Source organism: Martinezella sp. CNPSo 3732, from assembly GCF_057784515.1.
This window is the reverse complement of the sequence record NZ_JBXSOO010000001.1, coordinates 278,063-293,490: the sequence shown is the minus strand read 5'-3', so window position 1 is coordinate 293,490 and position 15,428 is coordinate 278,063. Positions and strand designations below refer to the sequence as shown.

16 protein-coding genes are annotated in these 15,428 nt (G+C 59.1%); 7 read left to right on the top strand and 9 right to left on the bottom strand.

What is annotated here, in order from left to right:
- Nucleotides 1–72: 72 nt before the first annotated feature.
- Nucleotides 73–1,245 carry an ROK family transcriptional regulator gene (locus tag AC13RM_RS01275; RefSeq protein ID WP_488554651.1) on the top strand — a complete coding sequence of 391 codons (1,173 nt, stop codon included), beginning with the start codon at nucleotides 73–75 and terminating at the stop codon, nucleotides 1,243–1,245.
- Nucleotides 1,246–1,421: 176 nt separating this feature from the next.
- Here AC13RM_RS01275 and AC13RM_RS01270 read toward each other — a convergent pair whose 3' ends face one another.
- Nucleotides 1,422–1,808, bottom strand: a complete 387-nt coding sequence (locus tag AC13RM_RS01270; protein ID WP_113229036.1) for a winged helix-turn-helix transcriptional regulator — start codon at nucleotides 1,806–1,808, stop codon at nucleotides 1,422–1,424.
- Nucleotides 1,809–1,960: 152 nt separating this feature from the next.
- On the opposite strand from AC13RM_RS01270, the gene AC13RM_RS01265 reads away from it, so the two are divergent.
- Both AC13RM_RS01265 and AC13RM_RS01260 read left to right on the top strand, forming a co-directional pair.
- A complete protein-coding gene (locus AC13RM_RS01265) occupies nucleotides 1,961–2,350 on the top strand; it encodes a DoxX family protein (RefSeq protein ID WP_374816738.1) in 390 nt (129 codons plus the stop codon).
- Nucleotides 2,351–2,374: 24 nt separating this feature from the next.
- Nucleotides 2,375–3,118: an SDR family NAD(P)-dependent oxidoreductase gene (locus AC13RM_RS01260; RefSeq protein WP_374816739.1), complete on the top strand. Its 744-nt coding sequence runs from the start codon at nucleotides 2,375–2,377 to the stop codon at nucleotides 3,116–3,118.
- Nucleotides 3,119–3,308: 190 nt separating this feature from the next.
- Here the strand turns inward: AC13RM_RS01260 and AC13RM_RS01255 are convergent, their stop codons facing one another.
- Nucleotides 3,309–4,700 (bottom strand): aldehyde dehydrogenase family protein, encoded by a 1,392-nt coding sequence (locus tag AC13RM_RS01255; protein WP_285172204.1) that lies wholly within the window; start codon nucleotides 4,698–4,700, stop codon nucleotides 3,309–3,311.
- The gene (locus tag AC13RM_RS01250; RefSeq protein ID WP_285172197.1) at nucleotides 4,690–6,348 is read right to left on the bottom strand and encodes an acetolactate synthase large subunit; all 1,659 of its coding nucleotides are present in this window, start codon (nucleotides 6,346–6,348) and stop codon (nucleotides 4,690–4,692) included. Before AC13RM_RS01250 ends, AC13RM_RS01255 begins: the two co-directional genes overlap by 11 nt.
- A gap of 338 nt (nucleotides 6,349–6,686) precedes the next feature.
- On the opposite strand from AC13RM_RS01250, the gene AC13RM_RS01245 reads away from it, so the two are divergent.
- On the top strand, nucleotides 6,687–6,890 hold the full coding sequence (locus AC13RM_RS01245) for a cold-shock protein (RefSeq protein ID WP_047631453.1): 204 nt from the start codon (nucleotides 6,687–6,689) through the stop codon (nucleotides 6,888–6,890).
- Nucleotides 6,891–6,949: 59 nt separating this feature from the next.
- Here the strand turns inward: AC13RM_RS01245 and AC13RM_RS01240 are convergent, their stop codons facing one another.
- Both AC13RM_RS01240 and AC13RM_RS01235 read right to left on the bottom strand, forming a co-directional pair.
- Nucleotides 6,950–7,216 carry a WGR domain-containing protein gene (locus AC13RM_RS01240; protein ID WP_488554459.1) on the bottom strand — a complete coding sequence of 89 codons (267 nt, stop codon included), beginning with the start codon at nucleotides 7,214–7,216 and terminating at the stop codon, nucleotides 6,950–6,952.
- Nucleotides 7,217–7,395: 179 nt separating this feature from the next.
- On the bottom strand, nucleotides 7,396–8,106 hold the full coding sequence (locus AC13RM_RS01235) for an SDR family NAD(P)-dependent oxidoreductase (RefSeq protein WP_285172182.1): 711 nt from the start codon (nucleotides 8,104–8,106) through the stop codon (nucleotides 7,396–7,398).
- A gap of 82 nt (nucleotides 8,107–8,188) precedes the next feature.
- Between AC13RM_RS01235 and AC13RM_RS01230 the strand changes: the two genes are divergently transcribed.
- Nucleotides 8,189–9,160: a LysR family transcriptional regulator gene (locus tag AC13RM_RS01230; protein ID WP_488554458.1), complete on the top strand. Its 972-nt coding sequence runs from the start codon at nucleotides 8,189–8,191 to the stop codon at nucleotides 9,158–9,160.
- A 143-nt stretch (nucleotides 9,161–9,303) separates the two neighbouring features.
- Nucleotides 9,304–9,954: a glutathione S-transferase family protein gene (locus AC13RM_RS01225; RefSeq protein ID WP_113229029.1), complete on the top strand. Its 651-nt coding sequence runs from the start codon at nucleotides 9,304–9,306 to the stop codon at nucleotides 9,952–9,954.
- Nucleotides 9,955–9,970: 16 nt separating this feature from the next.
- Here the strand turns inward: AC13RM_RS01225 and AC13RM_RS01220 are convergent, their stop codons facing one another.
- Nucleotides 9,971–10,564: a TetR/AcrR family transcriptional regulator gene (locus AC13RM_RS01220; protein WP_162738080.1), complete on the bottom strand. Its 594-nt coding sequence runs from the start codon at nucleotides 10,562–10,564 to the stop codon at nucleotides 9,971–9,973.
- Between the two features lie 135 nt (nucleotides 10,565–10,699).
- Here AC13RM_RS01220 and AC13RM_RS01215 point away from each other — a divergent pair, with 135 nt between their 5' ends.
- The gene (locus AC13RM_RS01215; protein ID WP_488554457.1) at nucleotides 10,700–11,935 is read left to right on the top strand and encodes an MFS transporter; all 1,236 of its coding nucleotides are present in this window, start codon (nucleotides 10,700–10,702) and stop codon (nucleotides 11,933–11,935) included.
- Between the two features lie 65 nt (nucleotides 11,936–12,000).
- Here the strand turns inward: AC13RM_RS01215 and AC13RM_RS01210 are convergent, their stop codons facing one another.
- The 3 genes from AC13RM_RS01210 to AC13RM_RS01200 form a co-directional block, all read right to left on the bottom strand.
- A complete protein-coding gene (locus AC13RM_RS01210) occupies nucleotides 12,001–12,642 on the bottom strand; it encodes a Pr6Pr family membrane protein (protein ID WP_488554456.1) in 642 nt (213 codons plus the stop codon).
- A 326-nt stretch (nucleotides 12,643–12,968) separates the two neighbouring features.
- Nucleotides 12,969–14,597 (bottom strand): thiamine pyrophosphate-binding protein, encoded by a 1,629-nt coding sequence (locus AC13RM_RS01205; protein ID WP_440478912.1) that lies wholly within the window; start codon nucleotides 14,595–14,597, stop codon nucleotides 12,969–12,971.
- Between the two features lie 333 nt (nucleotides 14,598–14,930).
- A complete protein-coding gene (locus AC13RM_RS01200) occupies nucleotides 14,931–15,263 on the bottom strand; it encodes a hypothetical protein (protein ID WP_440478911.1) in 333 nt (110 codons plus the stop codon).
- Nucleotides 15,264–15,428 lie beyond the last annotated feature (165 nt).

Below are 15,428 nucleotides of genomic sequence, written 5' to 3'. Positions count from 1 at the left end.
CGGAAGTTGGCATTGCCGCGGCACGACGTGAATGAATTAGGAAAAGGTCCCGAACTAATTAGAGGCCCCATCATGCCTAACGCGCCACAGACACCAATCGCGCGAAAAATCTCGACGAACTCTGTTATCCGGACCATCCTTGCCAAGGGCCCCATTTCCCGCGCGGATATTGCCAAGCAAACCGGCTTATCCAAGCAAACCATTTCCGACGTCGTTCGCAGTTTGGAGAGCAACGGGTGGCTGAAGCCGACCGGATATACCGATGGGCGTTTGGGGCGAACGGCGATAACCTATGAGCTCGATGCGAGCACGGGCTTTGCCGCCTCCATCGATCTTGGCGGAACCAAGATTGCCGCCATCATCTGCGATCTCGTCGGAAACGTCGTCGCCGAAACCAAGGTGCCGACGAACGTGCGCGGCGGGCTCCATCTGGTCGATCAATTCCAGGCCATTATTGAGGATCTTGCCCGTAGCGCCGGCATCGATCTCTCCAAATTGCGCATCATCGTGCTGGCGACTCCAGGCATACTTGACCCGGCCACCGGACATATCAACGTTGCACCGAACATCCCGGGTGTGGAAACGATCGACTTGCGCCGCCTCCTGAGTAACAGGATGGCAACCCCGGTCATCATCGAAAATGACGTCAATCTTGCTGCGCAAGGAGAACGATGGCGAGGGCACGGCTCCACGTCGGATAATTTTGCCTTCGTAGCACTCGGAACCGGTATCGGCATGGGCATCATTGCAAATGGTCGCCTCATGCGTGGCGCGCGCGGCGGCGCCGGCGAGATTGCCTATCTGCCTCTCGGCGGGGAGCCATTTGATCCCGACGGCTTTACACTGGGTACTCTTGAAAGCGCCGTGGGCAGTGCGGCGATGGTGCGGCGGTATTCCGGATATGGCGGGCAGAGCGAGGCAACCGTAGCGGATCTTTTCTCGGCTCTGGTGGCTGGCGAGCCAGCCGCCGTTGCGGTGATCGAGGAAACTTCGCGATCGATTGCGCTTGCCATTGCCGCGATCGGTGCAACGCTCGATCCAGAGCTCGTGATCATGGGCGGCAGCATCGGCGCGCGCGCCGAGCTTGTTGAAGCCATTCGCAGATATTTGCCACGTTGCACGCCTTACCCGCCCCGCATCGAAATCAGCCAGTTTGGCAATCGGGCGGCCCTCGTCGGTGGCATCGCCATCGCAGTCGAGCACATGCATCAGGAGCTGTTCGGAGTCGATTTGCAAGATTCATGAAATGGGCGCCGTATGGCGCAAATGAGGAGATAGCGAGCTGCCTGGCGACTGCCTCAAAAGGTACACGAACAGCCGGGGAATGCTCGGCCCAAAGTCATAGCGGCTTTAGGCCGAGAGCGGTGATGACATCGAAGCGCAGATGTCGGCCATCCGGCTGGCCTTCGGCTGCTCTCTAATCATCTATTTTTCGAAACCTGCTTTCGTCCGCGGGTTGTCGTCCTTTCGGGCACACTTCTCCCATACTCGTTCCACCACGCCGTCAAGGCTTCCATGGTCGGTCCAAGCCCCCTCGCTTTCGCGGTGATCTCATACTCCACGCGAGGCGGAACTTCGGCGAAGACAGTGCGCGACACAAGACCATCGGCCTCCAGTTCCCGCAATTGCGCGGTCAACATGTGCTGGGTGATGCCTGGAATCGCTTTGCGCAGCTCGTTAAACCGATAGACCCGTTGGTTAAGAAGCCACATGATTTCCAGCTTCCATTTTCCCGAAAGCAACGCGAATGCACGACGCATCTCCTCATGCATGTTGACGCTCGCTGGCTCATTAGTCTGGTTTTTCATACTTACAGCGCCGAATTCATCCTACTTGCGTACATTCATTTAATACCACATTTTCAATCCAAGCACCGGAGAGATAGCGGATCGCTATTCCGGACATCGAAAATCTTGAACGGAGCAAGCTGCCGGAGCCATCCGGCGGCAACGGATATCCTATGTCTGAATTCTACATTTACTGGGTCGCGACGGCCTTGCTTATCTTGTTGTATCTGGCCTCTGCCGTGACCTACATCATCAAGACCGAGTGGGTGCGGCAAACAATCCTCGGGTTCGGCTACCCCAGCTATCTTGTCCAATTTCTGACCTTCGTGAAGCTCGCTGCCGTCGCCGCTATCGTCTGGCGATTCAACGTTGCCGTCAGTGATCTGGCATATGCAGGCATGTTGTTTCATCTCCTGCTTTCCGGGCTCGCCCATATGGGCGCTCGCAAACCTCTGGGCGCACTGCCGGCTGTCATCGGACTGGCATTGCTCGCTATCTCTTTCGCGACGCAGAACGCGGGACGCGAAGTTCCTTCACCGTATGCGTTCGCGCAGACGCTCTAATTGCCCAACCTGAAAGGAAACCAAATGGGAAAGCTAACCGGAAAAGTGGCTATCGTCGCCGGTGCCGGCAGAGGCATCGGACGTGCCACGGCGGAACTCTTTGCGGCCGAAGGCGCGAAAGTCGCCGTATTGTCGCTGACCCGCGCCAACGTGAATGCGGTCGTCGATCATATTCAATCCAAGGGAGGCACCGCACTCGGCGTGGTCTGTGATCTGAGTGACGGCGCACAGATTGCTGAAGCAGTAGCTAAGGTCGTGCAGACATTTGGCGGCATCGACATCCTTGTAAATGTCGCGTTCGACCCGACCGTCGTTCAGTCCTCTATCCTCGATCTCTCCATCGAGCAGCTGCAACGCAACTTCGATATGGGACCGATTGCGTACCTGCGGACCATGCAGGCTTGCTACCCATACCTGAAAGCCAGTGGGGAAGGTCGAGTGATCAACTTTGCGTCTCTGGCCGGCGTTCTCGGCATGTCGCCTTACGGGCCGTACAACCTCGCCAAGGAGGCCGTCCGCGCTCTAACGCGATCCGCCGCACGCGAATGGGGTCCAGACAGGATCACCGTCAACAACCTTCTGCCCGTGGCCGACACTTGGGGAGCAGGACGAGACACTCCTCCGCCGGCGAATGCTCTCGGCCGCTTTGGCTCGCCCGAAGATGATGTCGCTCCGGTCGCCCTGTTCCTCGCCAGCAGCGATTCGAAATTCATCACGGGGTCAAGTCTGACGCCGGACGGCGGGCAGATTATCGACAGCGCCCGATAATTCCCATTGGGGCGCTTCGTAAACCTCAGCACGCAGCCTCTATCGATTGTATTGTGAATAGATACACACGCATGCTCTGGGGTTGCGAGGAGGACTTATTTCGAAGTGGCACCCCGGCGTCGTTCGGCAGCCGCATCATCCGACAGACGATCGCGGGGACAGTCCACGGATGATGCTTGCCGACGCTCACCTAGCTGACGCCGTTGAACACTACCATCTTGTCGTCGGCCATCTCCTCCATCGTCCAGGGAATACCCCCGACCCCATATCCCGACTGCCTGCGCCCGGCAAAAGGCATCCAGTCAGTTCGAAAGGCCGTGTGGTCGTTGACGAGCACCGCGGATGCATCGAGATGCCTTGCTGCCTTGAGCGCGACTGCTATATCGGTGGAAAAGACGCTCGCCTGGAATGCGTAGGGCAGCGAGTTGGCTATGCGGATCGCCTCGTCAATGTCGCTATAGCCATAGATACAGGTCAGCGGTCCAAATACCTCGAGGCGCGACACTTTGGCGTCCGCCGGCGGATCGAGCAGGACGGAGGGCAGAAGCGTGGTCTCGGACAGCCGCCCTCCCCCGAATTGCCTTGCTCCCGCATCGGTCGCTTCCTTGATCCAGCTTTCGACACGTTCCGTCTCGCGCGGCAGGATCAACGGCCCGACTTCCGTCTCCTTCAACGTGGGATCGCCGACGCGCAGGTTTGCAACCTTGGCGGCGAGCGCGTCGGTGAAATTGGCTAGGATGTCATTGTGCACGAAGAGGCGCTGCACCGACACGCAGACCTGCCCCGCGTGGTAATACCCACCTTTGACGATCGTCCCGACGATTGCGTCGACGCCGGCGCTGCGATCGACGATGACGGGGGCTGCTCCGCCATGCTCCAGCGCACATCTCGTGCCTGGCGGCAGCTTGCTTTTCAGATACCAGCCAACCTTCGCCGAGCCGATGAAGCTCAGGAAGGCGACGCGCTGATCCGTAGCAAAGCTCTCGGCAAGCGCATTGTCCTCCGTGATGAAGGTCTGGCACCAAGGCTCGTCCAGTCCCGCCTCCCAGAACAGCTTGACGATCTCGATGCAGGAAATCGGGGTGGTTGCCGCCGGCTTGACGATGACGGGGCAGCCAACGGCCACGGCCGGCGCAATCTGGTGGATAATGAGATTGAGGGGGTGGTTGAACGCCGATATCGCCGCCACGACGCCGATCGGCTCCTTGGTGGTGAAGGCCCATCGGTTGGCGCTGGCAACAGTCAGGCCCATCGGGATTTCCTTGCCGCCAAAATTGCGCAACTCGTCTGCCGCATTGACGAGACCATCGATCCCGCGCGTCACCTCGATGATCGCATCCGTCAGCGGCTTGCCACCTTCACGGGCGATCATGATGGCAAAGCGGTCACGGTTCTCGGAGAGAAGCTCGGACACCCTTCTGAGGATAGCTATCCTGCGATGCGTCGGCAGCCAAGCGCTGCGATCGGCATAGGCTTTCGCGGCAACATCGAGCTTATGCTCGAGAGCAGCGGCGTCATCGGCCGGGATTTCGGCAATGAGCGCGCGATCGAATGCCTGATAAACCTTCAGATTAAGCGTCATCTTGATCCTCCAGGATGGCGGGAAGCCGCGCACGCAATTCCTTCACCAGCACACGTTCGTTTTCCGAATAATCGACGGGGACGTTCACCAGATGAACGCCACCGCCGGAAAAGGCATCTTCGAGCGCCTGCTTGAACTGGCTGATGTCGTCGACCCTCGTTCCCCTGGCGCCATAGGATTGCGCATATCTAACGAAATCCGGGTTGCCGAACGTCATCCCGAAGTCCGGAAACTCGTCCACCGCCTGTTTCCAGCGGATCATGCCATAAGCATCATCCTCGATGACGAGGATGACGAGGTTCAGCTTCAGCCGCACCGCCGTTTCGATCTCCTGCGAATTCATCATGAAGCCGCCATCCCCGCAGACCGCCATGACACGCCGCCCGGGATAGAGCATCGAGGCGACCATGGCCGAAGGGAGCCCGGCACCCATTGTCGCAAGGGCATTGTCGAGCAGCAGCGTGTTCGCCATGCGCGTTCGATAGTTCCGTGCGAACCAGATCTTGTACATGCCGTTGTCAAGCGCCAGGATGCCGTCATGAGGCATGACTTCCCGGATGTCATGGACCAGCCGCTGCGGCGTGAAGCGATCTTCCGTCGCCCGAACGGCGATGCGCTCCAGGATGCGCTCCCGCAGGTGAAGAAGGGCTTGCGCGTTCGGCACCTTGCCTTCGAGGCGATCCGCCAGCGCCTTCAGCGATGGGCCGATATCGCCAATGACTTCCGACTGCGGGAAATAGACCTGTTCGACGGTCGCCGGCTGATATCCGACATGGACGACATTGGGACCGCCCTTGCCCATGATGAAGGGCGGCTTCTCGATCGTGTCATGGCCGATGGTGATGATGAGATCGGCCTGCTCGATCGCCTCATGGACATAGTCCCGCTCCGACAGTGCGGCCGTGCCCATGTAGAGCTCGGTTCCGCCCGGGACCGTTCCCTTGCCCATCTGGGTCGTGAAGAACGGGATGCCGGTGCGAATGACGAATTGCGCGATATCAGACGTCGAGCGCGGGCGCGAAGCAGCTGCCCCGAGCATGAGCAGCGGGCGTTTCGCCGCGGTAATGAGCCCAGCCGCACGATCGAGCGCCGCGTCACTTGCGATCGGCAGCTCCAGCTGATGCGGGGCGACGAGAGCGACCGCTTCACATTCCTCGGCGGCGATGTCCTCCGGAAGCTCGAGATGGACCGGCCCCGGCCGTTCCTCCTGTGCGATCCGGAATGCCTCCCTGACCATCGTCGGGATCATTTGCGGCGAAACGATCTGCCGGGCAAGCTTGGTGAGCGGTTTCATCGACGCCACCACGTCTACCACCTGGAACCGGGCCTGCCGGGATGAAAGTATCCCTTTCTGGCCGGTGATCATCACCATTGGCATGGCTCCAAGCAGCGCGTATGCCGCGCCCGTCGAAAGGTTCAAGGCGCCCGGCCCGAGCGTCGTCAGGCAGACACCCGGCTTGCCGGTCAGGCGACCATAGGTCGCGGCCATGAACGCAGCCGCCTGCTCATGCCGGGTCAGCACCAATTGAATGGACGATTTGCGGATGGATTCGACAACATCGAGATTTTCTTCGCCTGGAATACCGAAGATACGGTCGACACCCTCGTTTTCGAGTGCGGCCACCAGGAGATCGGAGCCTTTGGTCATGGATGGAGCTCGTGCTTGTTGGCAGATCGATTGATGCCTCCAAAACTGGGAGGCAGGCCGCAAGAATAGATCCTTTTGCAGTCTAGTCCATCAGAGTTGTATCAGATTCCAGTTACCGGAGATGACCGGAGCTGCGCGCGAATGCTCGACGAAAAGCGGGCAAAGCCGAGTCGCAGAAGGAATGGCTATCGCTGATACCAAGGCTTCAAAGACGATCTGGTACAAAAAAACACGTTTGATCACAGGACCTGACGGGCGCCATTAGCAGATGTGCTTGATCTGACAGCAGTTGCCCGCTAGGTTGCCGCCGCGATCAACTGCAAAGACATGGGGATTTCATGCCAACTGGCACGGTTAAGTTTTTCAACACCGACAAGGGCTTTGGCTTCATTACGCCGGAAAGCGGAGGACCTGACGTTTTCGTTCACGTCTCCGCCCTGCAATACGGCAATGTGCTCAGGGAGGGGCAATCCGTCTCCTACGATCTGGGTCAGGACCGGAAGACGGGCAAGTCGAAGGCGGAAAACGTCAGGCCACTCTAATCATTATGGACACGTCACTACCCGATATCTCGGGTAGTGCACTCGGGCGCCGTGAGAATTCACGTAATCGCCCTGCTTTGTAATGGGCGTGGGCGGTAGCCTTTCGCCCGCTTCTGCCGCGTCAGCGCGAGAAACATTCTGACGGCATCCCTCTCATCCTCGAAATGATGCGCCATCGTCTGGCCGCCGAAACCTATGCGGCCCCAGCGTCGCGTGAGACAGGTATCCCCGAACAATGTCATCGATATCTCCAGCGCGTAGTAGCGGGCCATGTTCTTCGCAGCATTGGTGCGCTCGATATAGAGGTGATAGGGCTGAGTAAGCATGCTGGGAGAATCGTCGATCACGCGGCTGCGGTCCAACGAGTGTTTTGAATCGGTCGGCCAGCTTCGATTCATTTCCGTTATGTGTTCGGCGATCCGCCGAACAATCGCCAGCCGAATCGGCGGAGCGCCGGCTCCGGTCTAGCGATGCCTCAAGGCTCATATGCTGCGTTGACGACGGATCACCAGGGAACTGTCCGGCCCAGATAGTCCAGATATTCAAGGCCCCGCTTCCCTTGCTGGCCGAGAAGCACGTTCACCAGGTTCGGAATGCTTTCCTCTATCGTCAGCCGCCCGTCGGGGCCGCCCAGATCGGTCTTGACCCAACCGGGAGCCATGAGCACCAATGCACGCGCATCTTCCGCATGCCGGGCGGCATAGCTGCGCATCAACGTATTCAAGGCCGCCTTGCTGCCGCGGTAGACTTCCCGCATGCCCGTCGTATTGTTGCTGACGCTCCCCTGCCCCGACGACATGACGCCGATCAGCCCCATGGGCGAAACGAGGTCCTGCAACCCTTCAACGGTCCGCATCGGGCTCAGCGCATTCGTCACCATGACGCGCACGAACTCTGCCGTCGTCACCTCCGCGATCGTCTCGGTCGGGACATTCGTCGTTCCCGCATTGACGAACAGCATGTCGAAGACGCGGCCGTCGAGGCGCGCGCGCAGCGAGGCGAGCTGTTCCGGCTCGTTGATATCGAGCGTTTCGATGGTGACGCGGCCATCGGAACGGTCTGCCAGATCGTGCAGTTTCGTCCTCGCCGTCGACGCCCGCACCGTGCCGACGACGGACCAGCCCTTCTTGAAGAATTCTTCGGCCATCGCATGGCCGAGACCGCGTGATGCGCCGATGATCAGGATGCTGCCGGTGGACGATGATGATGACGGCATGGGCACGCCTCCTTTGTTTGCTGTGAGCGCAATATGAAAGCCTGGCCTGGATTTCGCCAGACGCACAGGATGCAAAGAATAGTTGCGTCAGACGCTAGGCATGTTGATCGATCTGGTCTACCCAATTGCCATGGAAGACATAGATCTCAATCTGCTCGCCGCCCTTGATGTCCTGCTTGCCGAGGGGAGCGTGACGGAAGCGGCGAAGCGTCTTGGCTTGAGCCCTTCCGCCATGAGCCGCACGTTGTCGCGGCTGCGTGCCGTGACGGGTGATCCGTTGCTTGTCAGGGCAGGCAGATCCCTCGTGCCGACACGTTTTGCCGAGACCCTTCGGGATCGCGTTCATGCCGTCACACTGGATGCGCGCGCCATTCTTCGGCCTGCGGCAGGCGAACTCGATGTTGCCACGTTGGACACCACGTTTTCGATCCGCGTGAGCGAAGCCTTTCTCGAGCTTTTGTCTGCGCCCCTCGTCGCGGCCATCACGGAAGCCGCCCCCCGCGTCCGCATCCGCTTCGTGCTCAAGCGGGACAAGGAGCCGCATATGTTGCGGGAAGGACTGATCGATCTGGAAATCGGCGTCTTAGGCGTACCTGCGCCGGAGCTGCGCACGCGACTTCTGCTTCGCGATCGGCTGGTTGGAGTGGCGCGGGAAGGTCATCCTCTGCTGACGGGCGGGGCGGTAACGGCAAAGCGCTATGCCGCCTGCGCCCACATCGCCGCTTCGAGAAGAGGAGAATTTGCCGAAACGGTCGACGAGGCTTTGGACAGGAAAGGTCTGAAGCGGGAAATCCGCGTTGTGGTGCCTGGTTTTCCGGATGCAATGAGAATTGCGGCTTCGACGAATTTCATCGCGGCTGTCCCCCTCTCCTGCCTCGGCAAGAGCAAGCTGAACGAACCGGTGGGCGAGTTTGGTATTCGAAGCTTTGAATTGCCGTTCGAAACGCCGGAAATACTCATTGCCGCCATATGGCATCCGCGCGTCGACGCCGACCCCACCCATAAATGGCTACGCAATATCATCACGCGCGTCTGCCGCGCCGCCTATCCATGAACTGATCCAGCAGACGGTCGAACTGCAAAATGAGATGCATTGGCCCGCATCGCTCCCGGCTCTGAAAACCATCTCGAAAATGGAGTGTCGGAATCTCGTTCAGTCGATCGTCTTTAAGGCAGACAAAGCCATGGAGAGCAGCAATGACGATAACGATCACCGCCTTTGAAAAATCGCCGGATCGCGGCAGAGGTCTGGCGCGCGACATGCGCGTTCGCTGGGCCCTCGAAGAAGTCGGCCAGCCTTATGAAGTGCGCCTCCTCTCCTTCAAGGCGATGAAGGAGCCTGCGCATCTCGCCCTTCATCCCTTCGGGCAGATCCCGACCTACGAAGAGGACGGCCTTGCCTTGTTCGAATCGGGGTCGATCGTGTTCCATATCGCGGAGCGCCATGCCGGGCTTCTACCGGACGATGCCAAGGCGCGGGCACGGGCGATAACATGGATGTTTGCTGCCCTCTCCACGGTGGAGCCGCCGATCATTGACCGCGCAACCGCAAGAATCCAGGAGCGCGATCAGACCTGGTATCAGCAGCGCCTGTCCATGGTCGATGGGCACATCCGCCAGCGGCTGAACGAACTTTCCGATCGCCTCGGCAGTGCCGACTGGCTCGAGGATGCATTCAGCGCCGGCGATCTTCTGATGATATCGGTCCTGCTCAGGCTGAAGGATTCCGGCCTTTTGCAGGAATATCAGAACCTTTCTGCCTATGTCGCCCGTGGGGAAGCACGGCCTGCCTACAAGCGGGCTTTCGAGGCTCAGCTGGCGGTCTTCACCGCCGCATCGGCCGGCTAAGCGAACTCCAGTCCGATCAGTCCTTCTCGATCCGCAAGCCTTCAAGGAAGGTTCGAAATGCGCCGACTGCCCGTTTCGAGATTGTCTCGGGATCGTCCGAATTGGCGATCCACTGCGCGGCACAACTGCTTGCAGCATTGATGAGGCGAGCGCCGGCTTCCGCGTCGATATCAACGATGATACCCTCCTCGCAAAGGCAACGAAGGCTTTCCGTAATCGTGGCGATACAACCGTTGGCGCTCGGCCATCCGGAGGGATCGCCGAGCACGGCGGGGCCGTCACGAAACATGATGCGCTGGATTTCCGGCTCCAGCGCCATCTCGACATAACCGACATTCTCGTCGACGAATGCCTGCCAGCGCGACGGCGCTTTCGACGAGATCTGACAGAGCCTTGTGGTCATTTCCGCATCGATCTCGCTGACGACGGCCTGCAGCAGCCCCTTCTTGTCGCCGAAATGATGATAAAGTGCGCCCCGCGTCAGTCCGGCAGCCGCTGTAAAGTCATCCATCGATGCATCGGCATAGCCGACGCTACCGAATGCCTCACGGCCGGCGGCGAGCAGCTTGGCTCGCGTCTCCGCAATCATTTCACTGCGAGGTTTGCGCATTGCGTCTCCATAGATCACCCATATTAATTTGCATACGTTGCGTATATTAGTTGACATACGTGGCGTATGCAATTACTTCATTCACATACGCTGCGTATGTATGCGGCCATTTCGTTCAATATAGGGAATGTTCCGATGTCCAATCCGTACAGAGAGATTTTCCGAGCACCGGGCGCCAAGAGCTTTTCGGCCGCAGCCTTCTTTGCCCGCCTTCCGCTTGCCATGGCTCCTATCGGCATCGTCGCCATGCTGTCGCAGACGCGCGGTGAATATTGGCTGGCCGGCGCCGTTTCGGCGACCTTCGCCCTGACCAATGCTTTTATCTCGCCGCAAATATCGCGTCTCGTCGACCGGCTCGGCCAGCGTGCGGTCGTCACTCCCGCCACCATCCTCTCGGTCATCGCCTTCATCATTCTCGTCATCGCGGCAAACCAGGTCTGGCCCGCCTGGACGCTGTTTGCCTCGGCCTTCTTCGCGGCCGTCATGCCGAGCATACCGGCCATGGTGCGCGCCCGTTGGACGGAGATCTTCCGAGACCGGCCCGAATTGAATACGGCCTTCGCCTTCGAATCCGCCGCCGACGAGCTCGTCTACATCATGGGCGCATCCCTTTCCGTCGGGCTTGCCGTGTCGTTGTTCCCGGAAGCCGGGATGGTCGCCAGCACCATCTTTCTCGCGGTTGGATCGGCAGCTTTCCTGATGCAGCGGTCGACGGAACCGAAGGTGCGCGCGGCTGGCTCCACAGGCCCGCAACGCTCGGCGATCCGGCTGCGGCCGGTCCAGATCATCACACTCGCCCTGATCTTCGTCGGTGCTACCTTCGCCACGGCGGAAGTGAGTGCCGTTGCCATCACCAAGCAGCTCGGCCAACCGGGTGCCGCCAGCATCGTCATCGGCGTCTATGCGCTCGGCTCCTTCGTCGTCGGTCTCATCATCGGAGCGCTGAACCTCAAGATGCCGTTGCAGCGCCAATTGCTGATGGCCGTCAGCGTTCTCGCCCTGACCTCCCTGCCGCTTCTGGCTGCCGGCACCTCGGTCGCTCTGCTTGCCTTTGCCGTCTTCTTCAGCGGCGTTGCCATTTCCCCCACCTTCATCACCGCCTTCGGCTTGATCGAACGCCGCGTGCCCGAAGCCATGCTGACCGAAGGCGTGACCTGGGTGATGACCGGCATCGGTATCGGCATGGCACTTGGCGCCTTTGTCTCCGGCTGGGTAGTGGACAGCTTTGGACCTGCAAATGGCTTCTGGGTTTCGGTCGCCGCGAGCATCGCAACCGTCGCGGTCGTGGCGCTCGGCCAGACAATCCTTTCCGGCACGCGCGCGTCCAGCCCGGCGGCCATTACGCAACTGCCGGAATGGGCGGACCGCTAAGCTCAAACAAGAGCCGCGCGGCGGCGAATTGGTCAGTGACGAATTCGCCTTCGCAACAATATTGCCTATGCGCGCCGGAAGGCCCGTTGCTTGGCGCCGACCCAATCGAGAAAAGTCAGCACCCCCCCCAGAACCAGCAGGGCCGATGCCAGCAGCCCCATGTTCAGCAGCACGCCTTCAAGGCCGATATCGCGGACATCCAGGAATGGGTAAGGGTAGAAGTGAGAGATATATCCGTGCGAAAGCGTATAAGCGGAGTAGGCTGCGGGAAAAGCCAGCCACCAGAGCACATCGCGCCAGGAAAGCTTGCCGCGCTCGCTCAGAAAAATCCAATCCAAAGCGTACAGCAGCGGAACGCAATAATGGAGTATCTGATCGCCGAGCAGTTGCCAACCGCGAGGGTGCCAAACGTCTCTCAGCATCAAAACGTAAACGATGCCGGCGATCCCCACGTAAAGAAGAAGGGCGCTGCGTACCGGCGGCTTGCTCGCCCATTTGCCAATTGACGAGAGCGGCGCAATTTGCGCGCAAAGCAGTGTCATAGCGAGCAGAAGATTGGATTGCATGGTGAAATAGCTGAAGAAATTCACCGTCATCGTCAGCCGTGAAACATGCACGCCCGGTGTGATGGCGATATATGAGACCGCGATACCCGATAAAGCGAGCAGGGCAAGCAGATAGCGATAGACGCGGATCAAGCCTGCCATGAAGTCCTCCCCGCTGAATTGACGCCTGGGCGGAGGCTGAGGGAATTCAACATCGACTCGTTCGATTTCATCGAAATTCTATGGCTCATTGAAGACAAGACCGGCCTCGAAATCCCCGCCACCTTACCGAACTCCGCGGCAAGATCGACTGTATCGGAGACATCTACCGTCTCGCAGAAGAATATTCGATTGCGGCAAATCAAAAGCAAGCATCGAACGGCTGAAGAAATCCTTCGGCCAGGAGGTGACGTCAGCTCTGGCCAAGTCGATGTCGTCACGCTGAGCCCGGAAAGCGGTTTTGCCTTTCGCGCTTTCAGAAAAAATCGTCAGATGCGCATCCGTGGCACGTCATTGGGATCGAGGCGCAACTCGATCAGCACTGGGCGATTGCGATTCCTGATGGCATCCAGAGCGCCTCCAAGCTCATCGGCCGAGCTAACCGCAATACCGTGGCCGCCGAGCGCGGTTGCAACCTCGGCAAACGAGGGCCAGTTAAATTGGGTAAGCCCAGGGTCCATCTTGCGATCGCGAAACTGGATATGTTCGGCTCCATAGGCGGAATCATTGCAGACGATGACGATCAGGTCCTGCCCGAGACGCACGGCGGTATTGAACTCGTTGACGCCGCTCATCATGAAACCGCCATCTCCGGTGAAAAGCACCACCGGGCGATCGGGTGCGGCAACGCTTGCGCCGATCGCTTCCTGCAATCCAAGGCCGATCGAGCCGAAATTTGCCGTCACGACGAAGCTCCGCGGATCGCTGACGGAAATCCGGCACCAGACTTCGGTCATGAAACGCCCGCCGTCGGTCACAAGCACCCTGTTCTTCGGTAGCGCTTTTTCCAGCTCTTCGAGCGCCCAGATGTAGTTCACATATCCCACGCTCGTCTTGCCGCGCTGATCGCGTGGATGGGTGGTAAGCGAAGGGATATCCAGTTCGTGCGTGAAGCCGCTCGGCGGAACTTCCGCCTCGTCCAGCCAATGAACGAAATTGTCTGCCGTCAATCCCGCATCGGCCACCAGGGCCGCATCCGGATGAATATTCTTGCCGATGGCGCGTGCATCCATATCGATCTGGACGATGCGCTTGCCCTTCAGGAGCTTGCCCCTGTCGGTCGTGAAATCATGCAATCCTGCTCCGAAACAGATCAGGCAATCCGCCCTGGCGATCAGGTCATAGGCGGCAGGGGTGCTGAGCGTGCCGAAAATATCCATATTATAGGGATGACCGCCGAAGAGCCCCTTTGCCTTCAAGGTCGTCGCGAGGGGCGCTTCCAGCCGGTCCGCCAGCCGGATCAACTGATCGCGCGCACCGCAGGCCCCGCCGCCCGCGAGGATGAGCGGACGCTTTGCCGAAGCGATCATGCCGATGGCCCTGTCCAGTGCATCGCCTTCGGGCACATATCCGGGAGCATCGAAGACTTCGAACACAGCCCGCTCGTGAGCCTGTTCGCACCACATGAAATCGGCCGGCATGTTCAAGACGATCGGCCGCCGCTCGACCCGGGCACGGTAGAAAGCGCGGGCAACGTCCCGGGTTGCTGTTTCCGGCGAGCGCATCTGCTCGAAGCCGGCGCCGGTGGCCTTGACGAGCTCGCGCTGGTCGATGCTTTGCAGATGGTGCGGGTTGACGACCGGCGTGTCACCCGCCAGGAGCACCATGGGGATTGAGCCGCGGGCGCCTTCGGTGAGCGCAGTGACGCAATTGGTCAATGCCGGACCGTGGGTCACGCTCGCCACGCCCACTCTGCCCGCGACGTGGGCATAGGCAAGCGCCATCAGGACCGAGCTTCCCTCATGCGCCGCCGGCACGAAGCGGCCGCCGCATCCGCGTACATAGTGGTCGATCATGAAGAGATTGGCATCTCCCATGAGACCGAACATCGTGCCGACATCGTGATCGCAAACCGCACGCGCAATCGATTGATACACATAGATCGCATTCTCGGTCATCTTGAGTATTTTCCCTCCTGCAGCGCCTCAAATCGTTGATGCTCAGAATATCAGGAAGGCCATGCAAGAGGTGCGCGACCTAGAGGCGGAATACTTAATTCAGTACAAGATAATCGCCCATATTTTATAAATCATGCATGATTTGTGCGAACGTAGATATGGGAGCTTCAACATACCTCACTTCGGGCCGATGATGCGGGGGCATCCCGGCCTTGTAGGGACGCGGGCATAGAGACGGCAACGTTGCTGTCCAGGCAAACCCGAGGCATCCACAAAAGCGAACGGGCTCGTTCGCGAAATTCATTATGGCCAAGAAAGGAATCTTGCCCCGTCCTATCGCGGAAGATGACGCTCCTCGCCCGCAAATGTCGGCTTGGCGTCGTCGAGCTTATTGTAACCTGCCTGTATGATATCAATATCACATGCGTGACCGATGCCGGCTAATTTATAGAGAACATCGCCGACGGCTATATCCACGCGCGGCTTGTTTTTCGAATAGACTTTCTCAACCATCGGCTTGATAGCGTCTTCGATGCCGCCAGCGGCAAAATAAAGCTCCAGAGCGCGGTGCAGAAACGCATCTCTGCGATCATTCAAATCCATCAGAGACTCGTCGCCGACAGTCGATGTCAGCATCCTGACGGCTTTATTTTGGTATTCACTCATATAATCCATCCAAATCTTCGGAATGATATTCGAATCGAAAACTAATACAGGCTCTGCACGTCTATTCTTTCCCGAGACTGAATCGATTTCGGCAGCTATGTAAGCCCGCGGGGCGATACAGGAGAGATGAGTTTTCGCCCAATCTCAGCTGGATAGAGATCTGTC

Bases quoted from the DNA above. Each gene is read 5' to 3' on its own strand.
- AC13RM_RS01275 (WP_488554651.1), top strand. From the start codon at position 73: ATGCCTAACGCGCCACAGACACCAATCGCGCGAAAAATCTCGACGAAC.
- AC13RM_RS01270 (WP_113229036.1), bottom strand. From the start codon at position 1,808: ATGAAAAACCAGACTAATGAGCCAGCGAGCGTCAACATGCATGAGGAG.
- AC13RM_RS01265 (WP_374816738.1), top strand. From the start codon at position 1,961: ATGTCTGAATTCTACATTTACTGGGTCGCGACGGCCTTGCTTATCTTG.
- AC13RM_RS01260 (WP_374816739.1), top strand. From the start codon at position 2,375: ATGGGAAAGCTAACCGGAAAAGTGGCTATCGTCGCCGGTGCCGGCAGA.
- AC13RM_RS01255 (WP_285172204.1), bottom strand. From the start codon at position 4,700: ATGACGCTTAATCTGAAGGTTTATCAGGCATTCGATCGCGCGCTCATT.
- AC13RM_RS01250 (WP_285172197.1), bottom strand. From the start codon at position 6,348: ATGACCAAAGGCTCCGATCTCCTGGTGGCCGCACTCGAAAACGAGGGT.
- AC13RM_RS01245 (WP_047631453.1), top strand. From the start codon at position 6,687: ATGCCAACTGGCACGGTTAAGTTTTTCAACACCGACAAGGGCTTTGGC.
- AC13RM_RS01240 (WP_488554459.1), bottom strand. From the start codon at position 7,216: ATGCTTACTCAGCCCTATCACCTCTATATCGAGCGCACCAATGCTGCG.
- AC13RM_RS01235 (WP_285172182.1), bottom strand. From the start codon at position 8,106: ATGCCGTCATCATCATCGTCCACCGGCAGCATCCTGATCATCGGCGCA.
- AC13RM_RS01225 (WP_113229029.1), top strand. From the start codon at position 9,304: ATGACGATAACGATCACCGCCTTTGAAAAATCGCCGGATCGCGGCAGA.
- AC13RM_RS01220 (WP_162738080.1), bottom strand. From the start codon at position 10,564: ATGCGCAAACCTCGCAGTGAAATGATTGCGGAGACGCGAGCCAAGCTG.
- AC13RM_RS01215 (WP_488554457.1), top strand. From the start codon at position 10,700: ATGTCCAATCCGTACAGAGAGATTTTCCGAGCACCGGGCGCCAAGAGC.
- AC13RM_RS01210 (WP_488554456.1), bottom strand. From the start codon at position 12,642: ATGGCAGGCTTGATCCGCGTCTATCGCTATCTGCTTGCCCTGCTCGCT.
- AC13RM_RS01205 (WP_440478912.1), bottom strand. From the start codon at position 14,597: ATGACCGAGAATGCGATCTATGTGTATCAATCGATTGCGCGTGCGGTT.
- AC13RM_RS01200 (WP_440478911.1), bottom strand. From the start codon at position 15,263: ATGAGTGAATACCAAAATAAAGCCGTCAGGATGCTGACATCGACTGTC.